Here is a 17,930-nt window from a genome sequence, read left to right on the forward strand (position 1 = left end):
ATCAAGAGGAATGAAATACCCAAACAAAAGGGAGTCAAAGAGAACCGTCCCCACTGACTCCCAAAACGTAACAACTATAAGGAGGTGTGAGTATGGAAAGATATGCATGGAAAGGTATGGTTTTAAAGGGTAAGAAAGACGAGTACATCAAAAGACATGATGAGATCTGGCCTGAGATGGTAGAAGTCTTAAAGGCCGCAGGAATCTGCAACTACAGCATCTACATGTACGAGCTTGATGATGCAGAGTTTGACGCTGAGGTATTCGGATATTACGAGTGTGAAAAGGGCATAGAATATGCCGGCAGATACCAAGCAGAGAGCGAAGTTGTAGACAGATGGGATGAAAGCATGAAGGGTATTTTGATCCTGGAAAAGGACGAAAAGACAGGAGCCCAGAAGCAGATGAAACAGGTCTTTCGCCTGGACTAAACAAAAGCAAAACCGTCACTTTTTATTCAGAGAAAAGTGACGGTTTTATTTTGTCTTATGAATTTATACAGCAGAAATTGTAAGCTTTTGTGGCTCCACATTTCTGATCTCGCCTTTACGGCCGCGACAAACCATTCCACTGTCAATCGAGATCATGGTAGCATGTGCCTTCATGGCTGCATGTATCTGCTTAACCGCCACCTCATAATCCTGTGGAGTCATCGGAATTACGTATTCATGATTCAGATGCTCTGTAGAGATTACGGCCGATCTGAATCTTGGAACGTATCTTATACCATAGAAGGTACATATCTCCGTATTCAGCATTCCACTGTTATCTGAGCATTGCATCGAAATATACATAATTTCCTCCTTCTTTAAATCTTAAAGTCTCTTACAAAGTCCTCAATAGTTGCTGCTGCACTTGAAACTGTTGTTGCACTGTCATCAACACCCTGGCTCTCGTCTGCAACCTGCTGAGCGCTGACTGCGAGATTGTCGGTTGTTGCTGTAACTTCCTGTGTACTTGCTGACTGCTCCTCGGAAATAGCTGCAACGGATGTTGCAATTGTGTCTACATTGCCTATCTTGTCGATCATCTCTCTGAATGTATCGCTGGTCTCATCAAGACTTGAGAAGATCTCTTCAAAGGTCTTTCCTGCAGTCTGTACAGCTTCTGAACTTGCTGTGATCTCATCCATGTTAGCCTGGGATTTCTCCGAAAGTTCTTTTATCTGCTGAGTGATCTCAGCTATGATCTTGCCGATCTCTGTGGTTGATTCTGCGGAGTTAGCTGCCAGCTGTCCAATCTCCTGAGCAACTACCGCAAAGCCCTTACCTGCCTCTCCTGCTCTTGCTGCCTCAATTGAAGCATTCAGTGAAAGGAGGTTTGTCTGGGATGCAATGGAGTTGATAATCTCGATGATGGAGTTGATCTTCTGAGCAGACTCGCCAACAGCCTGAACGTCGCTGTTCATATCGCCCATGGATGATGAAATCTTCTCCATGCCTCTCTGTACAGCTTCCATGTCGCGCTGTCCGTCTTTTGCCTTAACGACCAGGTTGTTAACGGTCTCGCTGGCTGCATTGCCCTGCTCGGTGAGGTCTGCAACTTCGTTAGCAAGCTCTGTGGCGTTCTCTGCAAGCTCTGCAACTGCGCTTGCCATTCCGTTCATGGCATCCCTGATCTGTCCCATGTTAGTGGACTGCTCATTAGCCTGAATGTTAAGCTTGCCTGATGCATCCTTACTGTTCTCAGCTTCGATTGCCAGTCTGTCTGTCTCGTCCTTGATATTTCCGAGAGTTCCTCTCATGTGGCTTACGAACTCTCTCATGTTGTTATTCATAAGGCCGATCTCGTCATCGCCGCCCTCAGGAATCTCCACTGTGAAGTCGCCGTCAGTGATCCTTGTGATATTCTCAGTCAGGGCACCAACAGGCTTTGATACGATGTTTCTGATCAGCATATAAAGAACTACAGAAATAGCGATGACCATGAGGATCATGAGGCCATAGCATATGATCTGGAATCTGTTAAGACCTGCTAATACGTCGTTCTTAGATACAGAACAGATAAGGGTCCAGTCAGTTCCGGGGATCACGCTGGCGCGAACATAATAAGTATCGCCGTGTTCATTCTTGAGCTCAGTTACTTCTGTCGATCCGCTCTGTGCAAGCTGATATGCATTCTGAAGGAACAGAGCCTCGGGATGTGCACTGACGCTGGTTCCGTTAAAGCTTGCATCAAAATACGAAAGAATGGTGTCATTATAAAGAAGCATTGCTCCGCCGGTCTTAACTGGCTTGATAGCACTGATTTCCTCAACGATACCGTCCAGGGTATAATCCGCTGCAGCCACACCTGATCTGGCATCTGCGATTTTAACCGATCTGGTAAAAGACACTACGGTGCTGCCGGTGTCTGAGTCCACATAGGGTTCGCCGGGAAGGAAGGTCTTGTGCTCAAGTCCCTCGATGTACCAGCTTCTCTCCTGGGGTACGTAGTCGGGATCCGGAACCCATCCTGAAGGATCGATCCAGTCTCCTGTAGCCGTTGCAAGATACATACCGTTTGGCATGTACTCAGACTTTGAAAGTGTTGGGATAAGGAAACTCGCCATGGCATGGTCATTGGGGAATGACACTGCGCCAAGGGCTTCTGCCGATGCATCAAGATACTCAACGATATTGGTTATCTCACGTCCGATCTTCTCTGTGTAATACTCGGACTCTTTTTCAAGGTTGTTCTCTGCAAGCTCGACAATGATGCTCCTTGCCTGGGTTGCTACGATAAGCATGATCACAATGATTGAAATTGCGATCATCGGGATAACGATCTTTAATAGCTTCCCACTGACGCTCTTTCTTGCCTTCTTGACCTTATTCTCCATATGAAATTTACCTTTCTTTAAATTAATTGCTAATTTAATAGTTTTAGGTCGGGGCATAGTTATGCCCTCTCAAGATACATTATAATGCATATATATGAGTTTTGTTCGTTTTTACAATAATTTAATAAACAGCCTATCGTTAACACACGCACAAAAAAATCCCTCGCCGATATTGACGAGGGACTGTCTTTTTAAATATTCAATTTCCCATCGATGCGATCAGAGCATCAATCTCTGCCTGAGATAGCATCTTGCCTGAATCCGCAGGGGAAGGAGCAACTGCAGGTGCAGAAGCTGCTGGCGTAGGAACGGAAGCCGGGCTGAAACCACCACCGCCACCGGCCTGTGAAGACTTTCCCATAATGCTGGCAAGGAGCGCCTGCTGTTCAGGGCTTAATCCATTTGCATCCATCTTCTGATTTCCTTTCGAATCTTACCTACAGACATTTTACTTAGTCACTATATATATCGTCAAATAACATTTTTATAAACAGTCTATTAACTCTAATTCTTCTCCCTTATAAGACCGCTCTCAAACGCCTTTAAAAGATCTTTAAGATCATCGATCTGTTTCTGAAGCCCCTTTCCTATATCGGTATCCTGCACCAGGATCCTCTTCTTGGTCTTCTCAGTGATCTGGATGGTAGGCGTATTCTCTTTTCCCTTAACAAAAGGTTTGTGCTGGGCAAGCGCCAGATGGTGGGAATTGAAGATCAGCGTGTAGCCTGCAATTCCGGTCTGCTCATGGTAGGCTTTGGAGATTCCACCGTCTATGATATAGAGCTTACCACCGGCCTTAACGGGGCTCTCGCCCTTGGCGGTCTTGACCGGAACATGGCCGTTTATGATGTGCGCCCATTCAGGGTCAAGGCCGAACTCCTTGAGGATCTTGTCTGCGTAAGGCTCCATGCCCGAGAACTTGTAATAGGGGTTGAAGTTCTCCTTGGTGAGCTCTTTTTCCTGCTTAAGGAACATGCGCTCAAAGGTTGTGATCTTGTCTTTTCCGAAAAGAGGTGAATATGGGCCGCACCAGAGATACCACATGAGGTCCACTGCATCCTGCTTCTCCTTCGGATAATCCCTGCTATCGAGGAAGAACGCATCGTGGGCCTTTTTGTTGATGTAGTCCATAAGCTCTTTTCCCATAAAGCTTCCGTCGGAAGTGGTCATGGGCACAAAGTTTCCGCTCTCGTCCATGGGAATGCAGCCGTGATAGAGAAGGTTCTCGTTGACGATCCTGTACATTCCGCCGTGGGAATACAAAAACTGCACGTGCTTGATAAGAAGCTGCGAGTGCATGAAGGAAAATCTCAGGGTCCTGATGAGGGTCTCTTCTGCCTCGGTGAGCTTGTAAGGGTCCTTCGGGTCTATGGTTGGGAAGTTTGCATCGTTGAGCTTATAGGTCTTTTCCCCGATGGTGACTTCGCCCTTGTCGTAATCTATCTTGTCCAAAAGGAGCCTGGATTCAAGGCCGTACTCGGGGTGTTTTTTGATGAGCTGGCCTTCGAGTTTGAGCTGGATAATGCTGATGGCCTTGCACATCTTGGCGGCGAGCTTGGGATTTACCGCATCGTACTTGTTCTCGTCAAGGATGTGGGTCTTGAAGCACTCACAGGGATCATCGCCGTAGACTTCCGCAGCAAACATGGAGAGGGGACGAAGGTTGATGCCGTACCCGTCTTCAAGCGCATCGAAGGTGTTGTAGCTGGTTCCTATCCTGAGCACGTTGGCGATGCAGGCCGTATTTCCGCAGGCTGCGCCCATCCAGTCAATGTCGTGGTTGCCCCACTGGATGTCAACATCGTGGAAGTTCATGAGCTCTTCCATAACAAGATCGGGCCTTGCTCCTCTGTCAAAGATGTCTCCGATGATGTGAAGGGAGTCGATGGTCAGGTTCTGGATCAGCTCGCAGAGGGCAATGATGAACTCGTCCGCAAAATCGATCTCGATGATACCGTTTATGATCTCGCTGTAATAGAGCTTCTTGTTGAAGTCGTTCATGTCAAGGTGAAGAAGCTCGTCGATGGCGTAGGCGTAGTCGGCGGGCATCTTCTTGCGGACCTTGGACCTTGTGTACTTGGAGCTGACAACACGGCAAATAGAGATAAGCCTGTTTATGGTTATCTTCTGATGCTCCTGGAGGTCCTTCTGGGTGTAGTTCTCGTCATGTCTTATTTCATCGATTACTTCTCTGGGATAATAGATTAGATTTGCGAGCTGAAGCTGCTCGGCCTCAGTCATCTGATTGCCAAAGGTCTCTTCGATCTTGGCTCTTATGATACCGGAGGAGCTTCGAAGCAGGTGTGAGAAGGCTTCGTACTCTCCGTGTATATCGGAAAAGAAATACTCGGTTCCCTTGGGAAGCGCACAGATAGCGCGAAGATTGATGATCTCCGCTGCAGCCTTCCTGGAATTGGGAAACTCCTTGCTAAGTAGACGCAGATACTCGATATTCTTCATAATATCCCCCGTTGACGATTTGATATTGTGATGGGCGATAGCTCGCCCTTTGCGCGATATTGTATCTCAATTATCTATTCGAAAACGTTTACTGGTCTTTGAGTCTGGTCAAGTTTTCTCGTTATCTTTTTGTCGGGATCTTCATGCCTTCTTGCCGGTCTTGCAGATGTCCTTGAGGCAGCACTCTGCACAGTTCGGGCGGCGGGCGACGCACACTGCTCTGCCATGATCGACGAAGCGATGGCATAGGCCGTTGCCTTCTTCAGGCGGAATGATCTTCCACAGCTCTTTTTCCACCTTGGCAGGTTCCTTGATATTGTCCACAAGTCCTATAAGATTGCAGAGCCTGATGCAGTGTGTATCGGTGACGATAGCAGGCTTGCCATAGACATCGCCGAGAACCAGATTTGCACTCTTCCTGCCAACTCCCGGGAGCTTAAGAAGCTCTTCCATGGTATCCGGAACCTTGTCGTTATAGGTTTCATGCAGCATCTTCATGCATGCGGAAATATCCCTTGCCTTGGAATTACCAAGACCACAGGGCCTTACGATTTCTTCGATCTCTTCCACCGGCGCCTTGGCCAAAGCCTCAATGCTCGGGAACTTCTCGTACAGGAGCGGGGTTATCATATCCACTCTCTTGTCCGTGCACTGTGCTGCAAGTCTTACGCTCACCAGCAGCTGCCACGCCTTATCATACGCCAGTGTGCAATTGGAATCCGGATATTCTTTTTTTAGTCTCTCGATCACCTCAAGAGCAAGCTTCTTCTTAGTCATAGCTTAATGATAATGAACCCCGGGGACGGAGTCAATGGCTCATTTTTTGAGCCCTAGGGACGGGGGCTAGGGACCATTTTGCATACTACTCAAGTCATGCTTTTGGGAAAAAATGCGCCAGGCATGACTTTCATAAAAAAAGGGAGTCAAACAGAACCGTCCCCGTTGACTCCCTAACAGCTTACCACTTCTTGGCCGGGCACCTGGCGCCGTCAGCCAGTGCCCTTATCTCAACATAGCACCCACACTTAAGGCAGGTAGCGTCAAGAAGGTTGTCGCAGCTCTTGCACTGCGACAACCTCTTTTCATATTTCTCATCTGAAGCCTTCTCGTCATCTGACATCAGACTTCTTGTCTTCTCTAGCTGTGATTTGATGTCCTCATTGCCCGCCATGTCGCGCAACAGGCATCTCTTGCAGCTGTTATCCATAAATTGCAATTCCTTTCTATTCGCAGAGCCGTTTACCGGCGAGGAGTCAAAGAGAACCGTCCCCATTGACTCAAAATGAGTCAAAGTGAAACGTCCCCGGTGTCTCACCCGGTGTCTCATCCCTTCACTGCGCTTGCGACAAGTTCACCGCCCTGTACGTCAAACTCAATTATATCATGAGGTGCTACCCTGTCTTCAAGGATCAGCTTAGCTGAAAGCGTCTCAACATATTTCTGCACAAATCTCTTAAGAGGTCTTGCGCCGTAGATCGGGTCGTAAGCGTTGTCGATGACGAACTGCCTTGCAGCTGGAGTCAGTCGAACGCTGATCTCTCTGTCGGCAAGTCTCTTGTTGAGGTCATCAACGATGAGGCCAACAATATTTCCGATGTTGTCCTTGGTCAGAGGCTTGAACATGATTATCTCATCAAGTCTGTTGAGGAACTCAGGTCTGAAGTGTCCGCGCAGATCTTCCATGGTCATGTTCTCAGCATCCTCGCTGATGGTTCCGTCGTCCCTGATTCCGTCCAGCAGGTACTGGGCGCCGATGTTGGAAGTCATGATAAGGATCGTATTCTTGAAGTCCACAGTCCTGCCCTGAGAATCTGTAACACGTCCGTCATCCAATATCTGAAGTAGCACGTTAAAGACATCCGGGTGAGCCTTCTCGATCTCATCAAAAAGAACTACCGCATAAGGTTTACGCCTTACAGCCTCTGTCAGCTGGCCACCTTCTTCATATCCGACATATCCGGGAGGTGCTCCGATGAGTCTGGACACGGAGAACTTCTCCATGTACTCACTCATATCAATTCTGACCATGTTGTTCTCATCATCAAAGAGCGCCTGTGCCAGCGACTTGGCAAGCTCTGTCTTACCTACACCTGTAGGTCCCAGGAACAGGAATGAACCAATTGGCTTACTTGGGTCCTTGATGCCTGCCTTAGATCTCATGATTGCCTCAGAAACCTTGGTTACAGCATCATCCTGACCGATGACACGATGATGAAGTTCATCTGCCAGATGCAGAGTCTTGTTCCTCTCACTCTCAGTCAGTTTATTTACAGGAATGCCTGTCCATCTGCTGATGATACCTGCGATTTCCTCATCGGAAACTCTCTCATGCACAAGCGAAGTCTCATTCTCGCCGGCCTTAGCTGCCTCCTCAGCCTCCTCCAACTGCTTCTTAAGAGCAGGGAGCTTAGCATACTGAAGCTCTCCGGCCTTCTCATAATCGCCGTTTCTCTGGGCAATGGCAATCTCTGAATTGATGGTATCTATCTGCTCACGCATTGCAGCAAGCTTATCAACCGCCTGCTTCTCATTGTCCCACTGAGCCTTCCTGGTGTCGAACTCCTCACGCAGCTCCGAAAGCTCTTTCTGCAAATTCTTAAGGCGCTCAATGCTTAAGGAATCATCCTCCTTCTTAAGAGCCGCCTCCTCGATCTGCATCTGCATGATCTTACGGTTCATCTCATCAAGCTCCGCAGGCATTGAATCCATCTCGGTCTTGATAAGCGCACACGCCTCATCCACCAGGTCTATAGCCTTATCCGGAAGGAACCTGTCCGAAATATATCTATTCGAAAGAACCGCAGCGCTCACCAGAGCAGAGTCCATGATCTTAACTCCGTGAAAGACCTCGTACCTCTCCTTAAGGCCCCTCAAAATACTGATGGTATCCTCAACGGTAGGCTCATCCACCATAACCGGCTGGAAACGTCTCTCAAGGGCCGCATCCTTCTCGATGTACTGCCTGTACTCGTTCAGCGTCGTTGCACCGATACAGTGGAGCTCGCCCCTTGCCAGCATAGGCTTAAGCATGTTGCCCGCATCCATTGCGCCGTCGGTCTTACCTGCGCCAACGATCAAATGCAGCTCATCTATGAAAAGAATGATCTCACCATCCGACTGTTTTACATCCTCAAGGACAGCCTTGAGCCTCTCCTCAAACTCGCCCCTGTACTTAGCTCCTGCCACCAGAGCGCCCATATCAAGGGAAAAGATCTTTTTGTCCTTGAGCGCTGTCGGAACATCGCCACTGGCTATTCTCTGAGCAAGTGCTTCTACAACCGCAGTCTTACCAACACCGGGCTCACCGATGAGCACAGGGTTGTTCTTAGTCTTCCTGGACAAAATCCTGATGACATTACGGATCTCAGTATCTCTGCCAATTACCGGATCAAGCTTCTGACGTCTGGCCTTCTCAACCAGCTCTGTTCCGTATTTGTTCAGAGTATCATAGGTAGCCTCCGGATTATCCGTTGTTACGTTTCTGTTGCCACGAACCTCGGACAGCACCTGAAGGAATCTGTTCCTGTCAATTCCGAACTGCGCCAAAAGCTCTTTTACCGCCTTGTTAGGCTTCTTGATGATCGCCATGAACAGATGCTCAACGGAAACATAGGAATCTCCAAGCGCCTTGGCCTCATCCTCAGCGGACAGCAGCGCCTTGTTAAGATCTGCGCCGATATACGGCTGGCCTCCGGATACCTTGGTTCTCTTGCCGATAGCCTCTTCTATCCTCATGATAAAAGACCTTGTGTCGACCCCCATACGCTCTACAAGCTTGGCAATTAAGCTATCCTCAATTGTCATGAGAGAATATAGAAGGTGTTCCTGTTCAATTTCCTGATTGCCGTACTCAACCGCAACCTTCTCACAGTTCTGCACGGCTTCAATTGATTTCTGGGTAAACTTCTGTATATTCATAAACACTCCTCTCCGCAGGCAAAACAAATTTCCTGCTCTGTGTTTGTTGTTCTATTCTTTGTATAACACAAATTAGCACTCTCGTCAAGAGAGTGCTAATCATATTTTTCCATATTTTCGGCATCAGTCAGTCCTTCCCTTTAACCATCGGCACAACAGATCCGCCATAAGGAATAACATAAACCTTCTTGTCCGTAAAATCAACGCCCTTTACAAACTCCGCAGCATCCGTATAAGCCTCCATCCCCATAGGCCCTGTCGTATCCCCGTCAATAGTGGTGAGGATCCTGCACTCACCCTTCCTCAGGTTCTCGACAGTCAGGTAAAAGATAAATCCGCCGATGGTGAAGTCTGCACGAAGAGCCTCATCGAGTCTGCCTTCTTTAAGAGGCGCAAGCCATGCTGTGTAGTCCGGAGCTCCGCACCCTTCCGGGCACTTGCAGAGCCAGAGCATCTGTCCGCCTTCCTTCATGGCCCTCATTCCGTTGAGCATGCCCTTGCAGCCCTGGTACAGGTTCATGTCCTTGGGCGCTCCGCCGCTGCTGACGATGACAATGTCAGCTTCCTCGTCGATCCACTTCTCGTAACACTTCTTTTGGAAAAGACAGCTCTCCTTCCACGCTTCGTACAGGTCTCCGCCAAAGAGTCCGCTGTACCTGCCACTTGTAGCAACCACGATATTGATTCCGTAAGTCACTTCCACCAGAGCCGCAGCTTCGTTCATGTCCTCGTTGATAGGATTATTATCCAAAAGAGCGCATCCAACCCTAGGGTCTGAATGAGCAAGCTTGGGATCCAGCGCCCTCTGATGGTTCTGCCTTATGGTCTGTCTTGAAGCAACTCCCGGAAGGATGTTCTTTCTTCCGCCGCCAAAGCCTGCCATCATGTGATGAACAGTTCCTCCGACCACGATAACTTTCCTGCCAACAACCAAAGGATTGACGCGCACATCTGTGCCTCTTGAAGTCTGTCCGACAAGTACACATTCATCGTCGCAGTCGTGATCAACAACCGTAACATTCCGATACATATAGGAGCCTGCGATTATCTCTTTTTCTTGTTCAGAAGATTTCCTGTGAGTACCAAGTGCGATTAGCACGCAGATATTTTCAAAAGGAACAGCACAAGTATCATGAAGATAATGCCCAAGAAGAGTCACTATATCTCCCTGGTGCATCCAGCTCCTGGTGATGTCTGAAACCACAATCGTAATCTCATCACCGGCAGAAATCTTCTCACGTAGCGGAGCAGAAGCAATCGCTCCATCCTCAATGCATGCTCTGAAAGCCTCATTAACATCCTCTATTTCAGGCATCGGATCCGGGTTCAAAAACTCAATGGACTTCGCACCCTTGATCTCAATATCCACCACTTCAGTTCCGTATTTCAAACTAACAGATTTATCCATAACTTTCTCTCACTCACAAAACAGTTTTAAAAACAACAACAGCCACTATAAGCGTAACCAGCACCAGAACAGTGACCACATCCCTTGCAGCAAACGGATACTCCTTGTAACCGCTCTTATAGCCCCTGAGTTCAAACCCTCTCATCTCAGCAGACATGGCAGATACATCTACCTTCTTAAGACTTGATACCAAAAGAGGCACACACAGCGGTGCAATAAGTCCCAGTTTCCTGAAGATGTTTTTTGTATCAAAGTCCACGCCTCTTGCCTTCTGTGCATCCTGAATGTCGTGGAACTCAGTTGCAAATATCGGCACAAACCTGAATGCAGTAGTAACAATAAACGCATATCTGTAAGGCAGATGGAGCCTCTTAACAAGCGCGTTACACAGATCATTCATCCTTGTGATCGCGAACAACAGCATCAGCGGAAGCATCGCTGCGATAACTCTAAGTGACAAGAGCAGCGCGCTCTTAAGGCCGCCGGTCGTAAACAGCACCACGCCTCCGATCACCAGAAGGGGACTTCCGTCTCTTACGAAAAAGAGCTGTATCACGAACATAATAAGTCCCAGGATCATCAGGTTTCTCGTAAGGAAAAGAGCTCTCTTAAAAAGCCCGGCTGTTGCAGAAATCAAGATCATCGCCACGATAAACAAAACTTCCGCAAAAACATTCTCACACAGTATTGCTGCGATTCCATACATAAAAGCCGCAGCCAGTTTGGTCACGGGATTTAACTTATGAAGAAAGCTATCTCCCGGCACATAGTTCAAAAGATTCATAACGCGCCTCCCTTCTGAGCTTTACCTCGAAGGGCGTCAAGCATCTCTTCAATAGTAAACACATCCTTAAACTCATCCCCAAAGCGAAGCGCCAGCTCAGGAATCTGCGCTGGGAGTACCCTGGCCTTTTTGAGGACGTCGACATTTTTCATCATCTCTTTTGTAGGACCCTGTCCCAGAATCTCGCCGTGGTTGAGTACGATGACACTCTTTGCATAGGACTGAACCAGCTCCATATCATGACTGACCATAAGAACTGTTACACCCTTTTCCACATTGAGCCTTGTGACATAATCCATGATGCGGATACACTCAAGGTAATCAAGTCCTGTCGTAGGCTCATCGAGAATAAGAAGCTCGGGCTCACAGGCGATCACTCCCGCAAGTGCAATCCTCTGTCTCTCTCCGCGACTTCTTGAAAACGGAAACCACTCGGGATCAAGTTTAAAGGTCTCAAGAACCTGCTCTGTGCGCTCTTTGATCCTGTCCTCAGGCCACCCTTGCGCCTTCATGGAAAAAGCTATCTCATCCCTTACAGTATTTTCGCAGATCTGTCTGTCCGGATTCTGGAAAAGAAATCCACAGTCCCTGGCAAGAGTACTGGAAGGGGTCTTCAAAGTGTCTTTTCCGTTAAGATAGACATGTCCCTTGGTGGGATGCAAAAGTCCGTTGGTAAGGCGGCTAATTGTGCTCTTACCTGCACCGTTGGCGCCGATCAGCGCCACAAAATCCCCCTTTTCGATGTGGAAGTTTAAGTCTTTTAAAATAGGTCTTTTCTCGGAGTATCCGAAACTCACATCTTCAAAACGTATCATTCAAGGATCCTCCTGACCATCTTCTCTGCATCATCCACAGTAAGCGTAACCTCACCGTCATATATCTTTTCCCTGATGAGCTCTGCTGAAAGCTCGGTTACCCTTGGCACGTTTATTCCAAGGTCCTTGAAGGTATCGATGGATGCTGCCATATCTCTCGGGGTTCCGTAAAAGGCAACCTTGCCTCTATCAAGAACCATCATATGTTTAACATACTCGCAAAGGAGCATGATCTTTTGCTCGACAATAATTACAGTGATGCCCTTCTCTTTGTTAAGGGCAGTAAGTATCTTAAAGATCTCTCTGCTGCTCTCGGGGTCCAGCTCACCTGTGGGCTCATCCAGAACTATCACTTCAGGTTCAAGCGCAAGCATTGATGCGATTGCAACCTTCTGCTTCTGACCTCCTGAGAGGCTTGAAATCTCGCGGTCACGAAGGTCTTCTATTCCAAGCTCGCGCAAGACTCTGTCTACGCGCTCCCCAATCTCTTCGTGTGGAACGCCGAAGTTCTCAAGTCCGAAAAGTATCTCATCTTCTACAACCGAAGCCACCATCTGTGAGTCGATATCCTGGAAGACCTCTCCGACCTTCCTTGCAAATTCCTCGGCCGGATGTTCAGCAGTATCAACACCGTCAATGGTCACTGCTCCGTAAAAATCCCCCTTTATCTTCTGGGGAATTATTCCGTTTAATGCGAAGGTAAACGTAGTTTTACCGGCACCTGAAGTGCCGGTAATTCCTACGAAATCTCCGTCTGCAATCTCGATGTTAATGTCATCGAGTGCTGCTGTTTTACTGTTCTTATAGACAAAACCTAAATTCTTAACTGAAATCATTCTTCTTCCTTATTTCCCATAACTTTATTAACCGGAATGCTGAGTACTGTAACGATGACCATGTTGAGAAGTGCTGTCACAATAGTTACAATAGCCATGCTTACAAACTGTGCTCCGGGCATCGGCTTAGCATAGGTAAGTGCTGCGAGTCCGACAAATGCGAATCCTGAGATAAGTGTAGCCAGGAATGTGCAAACAACAGGCTTAACATACTTAGGAAGTGCAAGCTTTATAAGCAGGCACATAGCGATTGCTCCAAGTGTCTCAGAGCCAAGTCCAAGCCATGGCATTGATGTTCCGATCTGTGAGATTGCGCCTGATATAAGACCGATAGCTGCTGCCTCTTTGAGGTTAGGCTTGATGATGAAAATAGCCAGGCAGTATGTTGCGATCAGGAAGTTGGGGTGCATGTTACCAAGTGCAATAACTCCCGCAAACATACGAAGAACGATGCCTACCGCCATCATAACTCCAACCAGGATAAGGTTTCTTGTGTTAGCAAGTCCCTTCTTTTCCTCAACCAATACTTCTCTTTTTGCTGTGCTCTGTACGTCCATTTTTAATCCTCCTTGCCGTCATAGGGCTAATAAAATGTGTTGGTACAGGGAGCGCTTTTTTTGTAATAAAAAAGCCTGTCCCTGTATGAAGTTTCATACAAGGACAGGACTGTTATCCTGCGGTGCCACCTTGCTTATCGGATGATCCGATCTCTCATGAGAAAGCCAACACTTCCTCTACTCTGTAACGGGAGTTCCCGTCGAATACTACTAAGGCTATCGCCCTTTCGCTTCGCCCTCAAAAGTCCATTCCTTCATCCATCCACTGCATCCTCTCACCACCGGATACTCTCTGTGAGCTTCAAAAATGAAGTACTCTTCTTTCTCATTGGTTTAGCAAATTGTAGCACTAAAGTGATTGAGCGTCAACCTATTTCGAAAAGAGATATCCATACTTTCTTCTTGTCTGAAGTATTATCTCTTTAACGCGCTCTTTTTCCTGCGTACTGTAATCCGATAAGCCTTTAATGGCCGAATCAACATCTTTTTCCGAGTAGGTAAAAGAGATATTGTTTCCGTACAGTTTCTCTGAAATCTCGAGCTGTTCTTCAAAGGTTTCGCCAAAAGTCTTGGGCCTTACCTGCCCGATCTGTTCATAGACATCCCGTCCCAACGGATAATCCATTTTGGTATCCGAAAGCAGAGCTCCTCCGTTATCAAATATCGGGCATAAGCGGAACTCTTTTCTGTCATTCATAAGAACCGCCATATTGTGAGTGTGCCTGTCCTCATTAAGAAAGAGAGCATCCAAAGTAAGAAGCCTGTTCATGTAAGGGCCGAAATCACTAATGCCGGTAATCCTCTCTGTCTGACCAACGATAAGTCTCAGTCTTTCAGTATGATCTGCAATGCTATAGATCATCTTATTAAGAGAAGTTCCATATGTCTGTAAAAAGAGTCTCTCCAGGGTGATGAGTTTCCATCCGTCGGTAAAGTCCGGGCTTTTACATCCCCTGTATATGTTGCCATTGTATTCTATGGATTCCTGCTCGTAGTCGGTAAACTCTTTTTCATCAAGAGAAGACTTATGCAAAAGAGCTGATACAACGCACTCAGCCAGTCCCTCATAGCCCAGGTTATCGGCCTTGTACCAGAATCCGTCTCTTTCGAATTTCAGCTGGTTTCCCTTAGATGACTTCCGATCTGTAGTTTTAATATCCTCATCAAACAGCTTCACCATATATCATCTCTCTATTCTTATCCAGAAATCATCGTCCGCCATGCGACCCTCAGTCTTTTCTATAATCATGATGGGGTCATAGAACGGTATGTCCAGTTTCTTAAGCTCAAGCTTTAACTTGTCCCTGGTTTCAGGAAAACATCTTGATCTGACAAACTCCTCATATTCCTCATAAGTGGGCTCAGTGTTCACACCCATAGCCCGATACAGCGGATTGGAAATGAAATTGTGAACTTCAACCTTCCGTTCCATCTCATCCACATCAATTATCGAACAGACAAAGCTGTGATACATGTACCATAGTCTCAATTTATATTTTTTCTCAGGCACCAGTATCTTCTGCGGAAGATCATGGTTTTTGATGAGCATGTCTGCAATCAGAGTGATCGGCCCTGTTATCTCATCATCCGAGTACTCCCAGCGCTCTACCGTACGCTTGGATACGCCGACAAACTCGGCAAACTCTTTCTGGGTCATGCCCGTGATCTCCCTTAGCAGTTTGATCTCATCTGAAGTTATCTTGGCAGGAGTTATATATTTTTTCATAGGATGTAATCCTCCTATAAAAATTAAATCACATTTTTGTCGGTAAATCAATGCAATTCAACCGACAAAAATGTGATTTATCTTTCAAATTTCTTTATTTGTATTTATCTCGTTTCATCTCTCAGCGCTGTCTTTGTCTACATCCACAATCTCTGCGTCCACATCAATAGCTTCAGCCTCCTGCTTAGCCGCCTCAAATGCCTTTCCATACTTTCCAAGTCTTGATGCAGTCCAGAGGTTTGATGCACCGTCATATGCAAGAAATCCGCCGATAAGTCTTACTATCAGTTCGTTGGCCTGTGATGCCTTGAAGATAAGTCCTGCACCAAGTCCAACAGTTGCCAGCGCAAATATCAGTGACAGCCACCAAAGGCCGTATTTATATCTCACAAGTGAGAATGTCTGTCCCAGATTTCTAATGCCGCTAAGAAGAATAAAAGCACCAAAGATCTTAGGAATAAAATCCGTGAAAGCAACAGGATTAAGGAAAATCCAAACGCCGACTGCTGCCACTATGATTCCGAAAGCAAAGGAACCGGAATCCACAAAGCCTCTTTCCTTTTTAAAGAAATATGAAAGCACAAACAGTACTCCCACAACAAACAAAAGAGCTGCAAGAATCCTTGCCATAAGCGGAATAACTGCCGGTGCCCATGCTATGAGCACAACGCCGATTGCAATAATAACAAGTGACTGAACAACGTATTCCATCTTCACTTTTCTGAAAAAGTCCTTCACTGTTCTGTGCCTCCTTCATCAGTCTCTTTATCCTCAGCCAGAATGCTGTCCATTAGCTCGTAAATCTCATCTCTACCGGTCTTCTTAAGCGCCGAGTATGGATAAATCCTAAGTTCCTCCGGAAGCCCCAGCCCCTGACGGAGCATGTTCAGATGCTTCTCCATCTGGGAAGGCTTGATCTTATCAGCCTTGGTTGCGATGATGACAGGCTGGAAGCCCTGATGCACGATCCATTTGTACATCTGCACGTCATTTGCAGAAGGGTCGTGCCTTATATCTATCAGCAAAAAGACCCTTCGAAGCTGCCTTGAGGTGTGAAGATAATTCTCGATCATCTTGCCCCACTGCTGCTTGGTCTTCTCGGAAACCCTGGCAAAACCATAGCCCGGAAGATCCACCAGATAGAACTCGCCGTTTATATTATAATAATTGATCGTCTGTGTCTTACCAGGCTCCTGCGATGTCCTTGCGTAATTCTTGCGGTTCATAAGACCGTTTATCAGAGAACTCTTGCCCACATTGGATTTGCCGGCAAACGCAAACTCCGGAAGTGCATTGTCCGGAAGTGTACTGGTTATACCACAGACTGTTTCAAGATTTACATTCTTAATTACCATATATTCATATTTCCTCTCTTAACATACTAACAGTATACCATTTATTTCATGCCCCCGCCTCACGAAGTTGCCAGCATTATCCTGCTCTCCCTCAGCGCCTTAGACTGCTCGTAGTCATACTCAATTGTATTGATATTTGCCCCGGGATATAGCTGGCGCAATTTCTTCAAAACTCCGCGCTCTGCCACGTGACTGACAAGGCAGCCGAAAGGATGAACGATCAGAATCTTGTCATACCCCTGCTCTATCATGTCCATGGCCTCCGCCATCACAAGCCAGCCGTCACCGATGTTGTAGTACTCACTGAGTATCGGTGTAGCCTTCCTTCGCATATCATCAAACAGACCATCCGCGAGAAACCCGTTTTGCATAAGAGCTTTTCTCACCTGCGTCTGCGCCCCAATAAGATAATTCATCACAAATTCATAAGCCTTAAGCATGGCCTTTGACGCACCCTTAAGTTCTGCCGACTTCATTTCAGTATAGACAACATAGGTGCAATAGTTAAGGAACCCTTCCATCCTTGATTCCATATTATTCTCATATAGAAAATCTTCCAAGTGCCTGTTTCCTATGGGAGAGCACTTGATGTAAATCTCTCCGCAGATCCCCACCCTTTTAAGGGTCTTTTCCTCCCGGGAGAACCTTGGAATCACAAGGAAATCGTTTATTATCTCCTGATATTTCTTTTCCCGGAAAAAGAGATTACGGCGGGCGGAAACGTCTTCGGACAAAGCCTTAATCCACTTGTCATAGACTCTCCTTGTGGCTCCCTTCTCCTTCTCATAGGGTCTTATCTGCTGGAAAAGAGCCATCAGAAGATCTGCGTAGCACACCCCTGCCACAGCGCCAAAGAGCATCATCGGCGTTATCTTAAATCCCGGGTGGGACTCCACGCCGGTGAAATTCAGGGAGAGCACCGGAATCCTGTAGCCACTCTTTTTCACACACTGGATGATCAGGTCGTAGTAGTTTCCCGCTCTGCATGCGCCACCTGCCTGAGGTTCCAGAATCGCGACTTTGTTAATGTCTATATCAGGGTTCTTCAGATGCGCCATCAGGTTTCCTATTATATCCATAGCGCATGTGCAATAACTCGGATTTATCAAAGAAAGCATCTCCGCAGGGAAATGCTCATATTCCGGGACAACATCCAGCTTGTATCCGCCAAGAGAAAAAGCCGCACTAAGAAGTTCATTATGATAGTGCAGCATATCTGGCATGTATATGGTATGAGTCTTCCTCATACG

At 47.0% G+C, this 17,930-nt stretch carries 18 protein-coding genes and 1 other annotated feature; of the genes, 1 reads left to right on the forward strand and 17 read right to left on the reverse strand.

Annotated elements, in window-relative coordinates:
* Positions 1-92 precede the first annotated feature (92 nt).
* Complete coding sequence (locus G589_RS0106875; RefSeq protein WP_026521576.1) at positions 93-431, forward strand: L-rhamnose mutarotase; 339 nt, start codon at positions 93-95, stop codon at positions 429-431.
* A 63-nt stretch (positions 432-494) separates the two neighbouring features.
* Here the strand turns inward: G589_RS0106875 and G589_RS0106880 are convergent, their stop codons facing one another.
* The 17 genes from G589_RS0106880 to G589_RS0106960 all read right to left on the reverse strand — a co-directional run bounded on the left by G589_RS0106880 (position 495) and on the right by G589_RS0106960 (position 17,903).
* Positions 495-794: a hypothetical protein gene (locus G589_RS0106880; RefSeq protein ID WP_022768670.1), complete on the reverse strand. Its 300-nt coding sequence runs from the start codon at positions 792-794 to the stop codon at positions 495-497.
* A gap of 14 nt (positions 795-808) precedes the next feature.
* Positions 809-2,821: a methyl-accepting chemotaxis protein gene (locus G589_RS0106885; RefSeq protein ID WP_026521577.1), complete on the reverse strand. Its 2,013-nt coding sequence runs from the start codon at positions 2,819-2,821 to the stop codon at positions 809-811.
* A gap of 199 nt (positions 2,822-3,020) precedes the next feature.
* Complete coding sequence (locus G589_RS0106890; RefSeq protein WP_026521578.1) at positions 3,021-3,233, reverse strand: hypothetical protein; 213 nt, start codon at positions 3,231-3,233, stop codon at positions 3,021-3,023.
* 92 nt (positions 3,234-3,325) lie between these two features.
* A complete protein-coding gene (locus G589_RS0106895) occupies positions 3,326-5,281 on the reverse strand; it encodes a fructose-bisphosphatase class III (protein WP_035775543.1) in 1,956 nt (651 codons plus the stop codon).
* A 141-nt stretch (positions 5,282-5,422) separates the two neighbouring features.
* A complete protein-coding gene (locus G589_RS0106900) occupies positions 5,423-6,058 on the reverse strand; it encodes an endonuclease III domain-containing protein (RefSeq protein ID WP_026521580.1) in 636 nt (211 codons plus the stop codon).
* 181 nt (positions 6,059-6,239) lie between these two features.
* Positions 6,240-6,488: a DUF6171 family protein gene (locus G589_RS0106905; protein ID WP_022768676.1), complete on the reverse strand. Its 249-nt coding sequence runs from the start codon at positions 6,486-6,488 to the stop codon at positions 6,240-6,242.
* 116 nt (positions 6,489-6,604) lie between these two features.
* Positions 6,605-9,199: an ATP-dependent chaperone ClpB gene (gene clpB / locus G589_RS0106910; protein WP_026521581.1), complete on the reverse strand. Its 2,595-nt coding sequence runs from the start codon at positions 9,197-9,199 to the stop codon at positions 6,605-6,607.
* 127 nt (positions 9,200-9,326) lie between these two features.
* Positions 9,327-10,607 carry a nickel-dependent lactate racemase gene (larA, locus tag G589_RS0106915; protein ID WP_026521582.1) on the reverse strand — a complete coding sequence of 427 codons (1,281 nt, stop codon included), beginning with the start codon at positions 10,605-10,607 and terminating at the stop codon, positions 9,327-9,329.
* 13 nt (positions 10,608-10,620) lie between these two features.
* Entirely contained in the window at positions 10,621-11,391 is a 771-nt protein-coding gene (locus G589_RS0106920; RefSeq protein WP_035775545.1) for an energy-coupling factor transporter transmembrane component T family protein, read from the reverse strand.
* A complete protein-coding gene (locus G589_RS0106925; RefSeq protein ID WP_026521584.1) occupies positions 11,388-12,206 on the reverse strand; it encodes an energy-coupling factor ABC transporter ATP-binding protein in 819 nt (272 codons plus the stop codon). Before G589_RS0106925 ends, G589_RS0106920 begins: the two co-directional genes overlap by 4 nt.
* Entirely contained in the window at positions 12,203-13,042 is an 840-nt protein-coding gene (locus G589_RS0106930) for an energy-coupling factor ABC transporter ATP-binding protein (RefSeq protein WP_026521585.1), read from the reverse strand. Before G589_RS0106930 ends, G589_RS0106925 begins: the two co-directional genes overlap by 4 nt.
* Complete coding sequence (locus G589_RS0106935; RefSeq protein ID WP_026521586.1) at positions 13,039-13,599, reverse strand: hypothetical protein; 561 nt, start codon at positions 13,597-13,599, stop codon at positions 13,039-13,041. The genes G589_RS0106930 and G589_RS0106935 overlap by 4 nt, the downstream gene beginning before the upstream one ends.
* Before the next feature lie 96 nt (positions 13,600-13,695).
* Positions 13,696-13,937 (reverse strand) — a binding site (T-box leader).
* A gap of 32 nt (positions 13,938-13,969) precedes the next feature.
* Entirely contained in the window at positions 13,970-14,779 is an 810-nt protein-coding gene (locus G589_RS0106940) for a hypothetical protein (RefSeq protein WP_026521587.1), read from the reverse strand.
* Positions 14,780-14,782: 3 nt separating this feature from the next.
* Complete coding sequence (locus tag G589_RS0106945) at positions 14,783-15,325, reverse strand: helix-turn-helix domain-containing protein (RefSeq protein WP_026512495.1); 543 nt, start codon at positions 15,323-15,325, stop codon at positions 14,783-14,785.
* 114 nt (positions 15,326-15,439) lie between these two features.
* Entirely contained in the window at positions 15,440-16,063 is a 624-nt protein-coding gene (locus tag G589_RS21020) for an HdeD family acid-resistance protein (protein WP_051192228.1), read from the reverse strand.
* Positions 16,060-16,680: a ribosome biogenesis GTP-binding protein YihA/YsxC gene (gene yihA / locus G589_RS0106955; protein WP_022764329.1), complete on the reverse strand. Its 621-nt coding sequence runs from the start codon at positions 16,678-16,680 to the stop codon at positions 16,060-16,062. The genes G589_RS21020 and yihA overlap by 4 nt, the downstream gene beginning before the upstream one ends.
* 59 nt (positions 16,681-16,739) lie before the next feature.
* Positions 16,740-17,903 carry a hypothetical protein gene (locus G589_RS0106960; RefSeq protein ID WP_026521588.1) on the reverse strand — a complete coding sequence of 388 codons (1,164 nt, stop codon included), beginning with the start codon at positions 17,901-17,903 and terminating at the stop codon, positions 16,740-16,742.
* Positions 17,904-17,930 lie beyond the last annotated feature (27 nt).

The sequence above is a fragment of the Butyrivibrio sp. VCB2001 genome (assembly GCF_000423965.1).
Taxonomy (GTDB): Bacteria; Bacillota; Clostridia; order Lachnospirales; family Lachnospiraceae; genus Butyrivibrio.

Coding starts and splice junctions, on each gene's coding strand:
- G589_RS0106935 (WP_026521586.1), bottom strand. CDS start 13,599: ATGGACGTACAGAGCACAGCAAAAAGAGAAGTATTGGTTGAGGAAAAG.
- G589_RS0106895 (WP_035775543.1), bottom strand. CDS start 5,281: ATGAAGAATATCGAGTATCTGCGTCTACTTAGCAAGGAGTTTCCCAAT.
- G589_RS0106930 (WP_026521585.1), bottom strand. CDS start 13,042: ATGATTTCAGTTAAGAATTTAGGTTTTGTCTATAAGAACAGTAAAACA.
- G589_RS0106890 (WP_026521578.1), bottom strand. CDS start 3,233: ATGGATGCAAATGGATTAAGCCCTGAACAGCAGGCGCTCCTTGCCAGC.
- G589_RS0106960 (WP_026521588.1), bottom strand. CDS start 17,903: ATGCCAGATATGCTGCACTATCATAATGAACTTCTTAGTGCGGCTTTT.
- G589_RS0106945 (WP_026512495.1), bottom strand. CDS start 15,325: ATGAAAAAATATATAACTCCTGCCAAGATAACTTCAGATGAGATCAAA.
- clpB (WP_026521581.1), bottom strand. CDS start 9,199: ATGAATATACAGAAGTTTACCCAGAAATCAATTGAAGCCGTGCAGAAC.
- G589_RS0106900 (WP_026521580.1), bottom strand. CDS start 6,058: ATGACTAAGAAGAAGCTTGCTCTTGAGGTGATCGAGAGACTAAAAAAA.
- yihA (WP_022764329.1), bottom strand. CDS start 16,680: ATGGTAATTAAGAATGTAAATCTTGAAACAGTCTGTGGTATAACCAGT.
- larA (WP_026521582.1), bottom strand. CDS start 10,607: ATGGATAAATCTGTTAGTTTGAAATACGGAACTGAAGTGGTGGATATT.
- G589_RS0106880 (WP_022768670.1), bottom strand. CDS start 794: ATGTATATTTCGATGCAATGCTCAGATAACAGTGGAATGCTGAATACG.
- G589_RS0106905 (WP_022768676.1), bottom strand. CDS start 6,488: ATGGATAACAGCTGCAAGAGATGCCTGTTGCGCGACATGGCGGGCAAT.
- G589_RS0106875 (WP_026521576.1), top strand. CDS start 93: ATGGAAAGATATGCATGGAAAGGTATGGTTTTAAAGGGTAAGAAAGAC.
- G589_RS0106920 (WP_035775545.1), bottom strand. CDS start 11,391: ATGAATCTTTTGAACTATGTGCCGGGAGATAGCTTTCTTCATAAGTTA.
- G589_RS0106940 (WP_026521587.1), bottom strand. CDS start 14,779: ATGGTGAAGCTGTTTGATGAGGATATTAAAACTACAGATCGGAAGTCA.
- G589_RS0106885 (WP_026521577.1), bottom strand. CDS start 2,821: ATGGAGAATAAGGTCAAGAAGGCAAGAAAGAGCGTCAGTGGGAAGCTA.
- G589_RS0106925 (WP_026521584.1), bottom strand. CDS start 12,206: ATGATACGTTTTGAAGATGTGAGTTTCGGATACTCCGAGAAAAGACCT.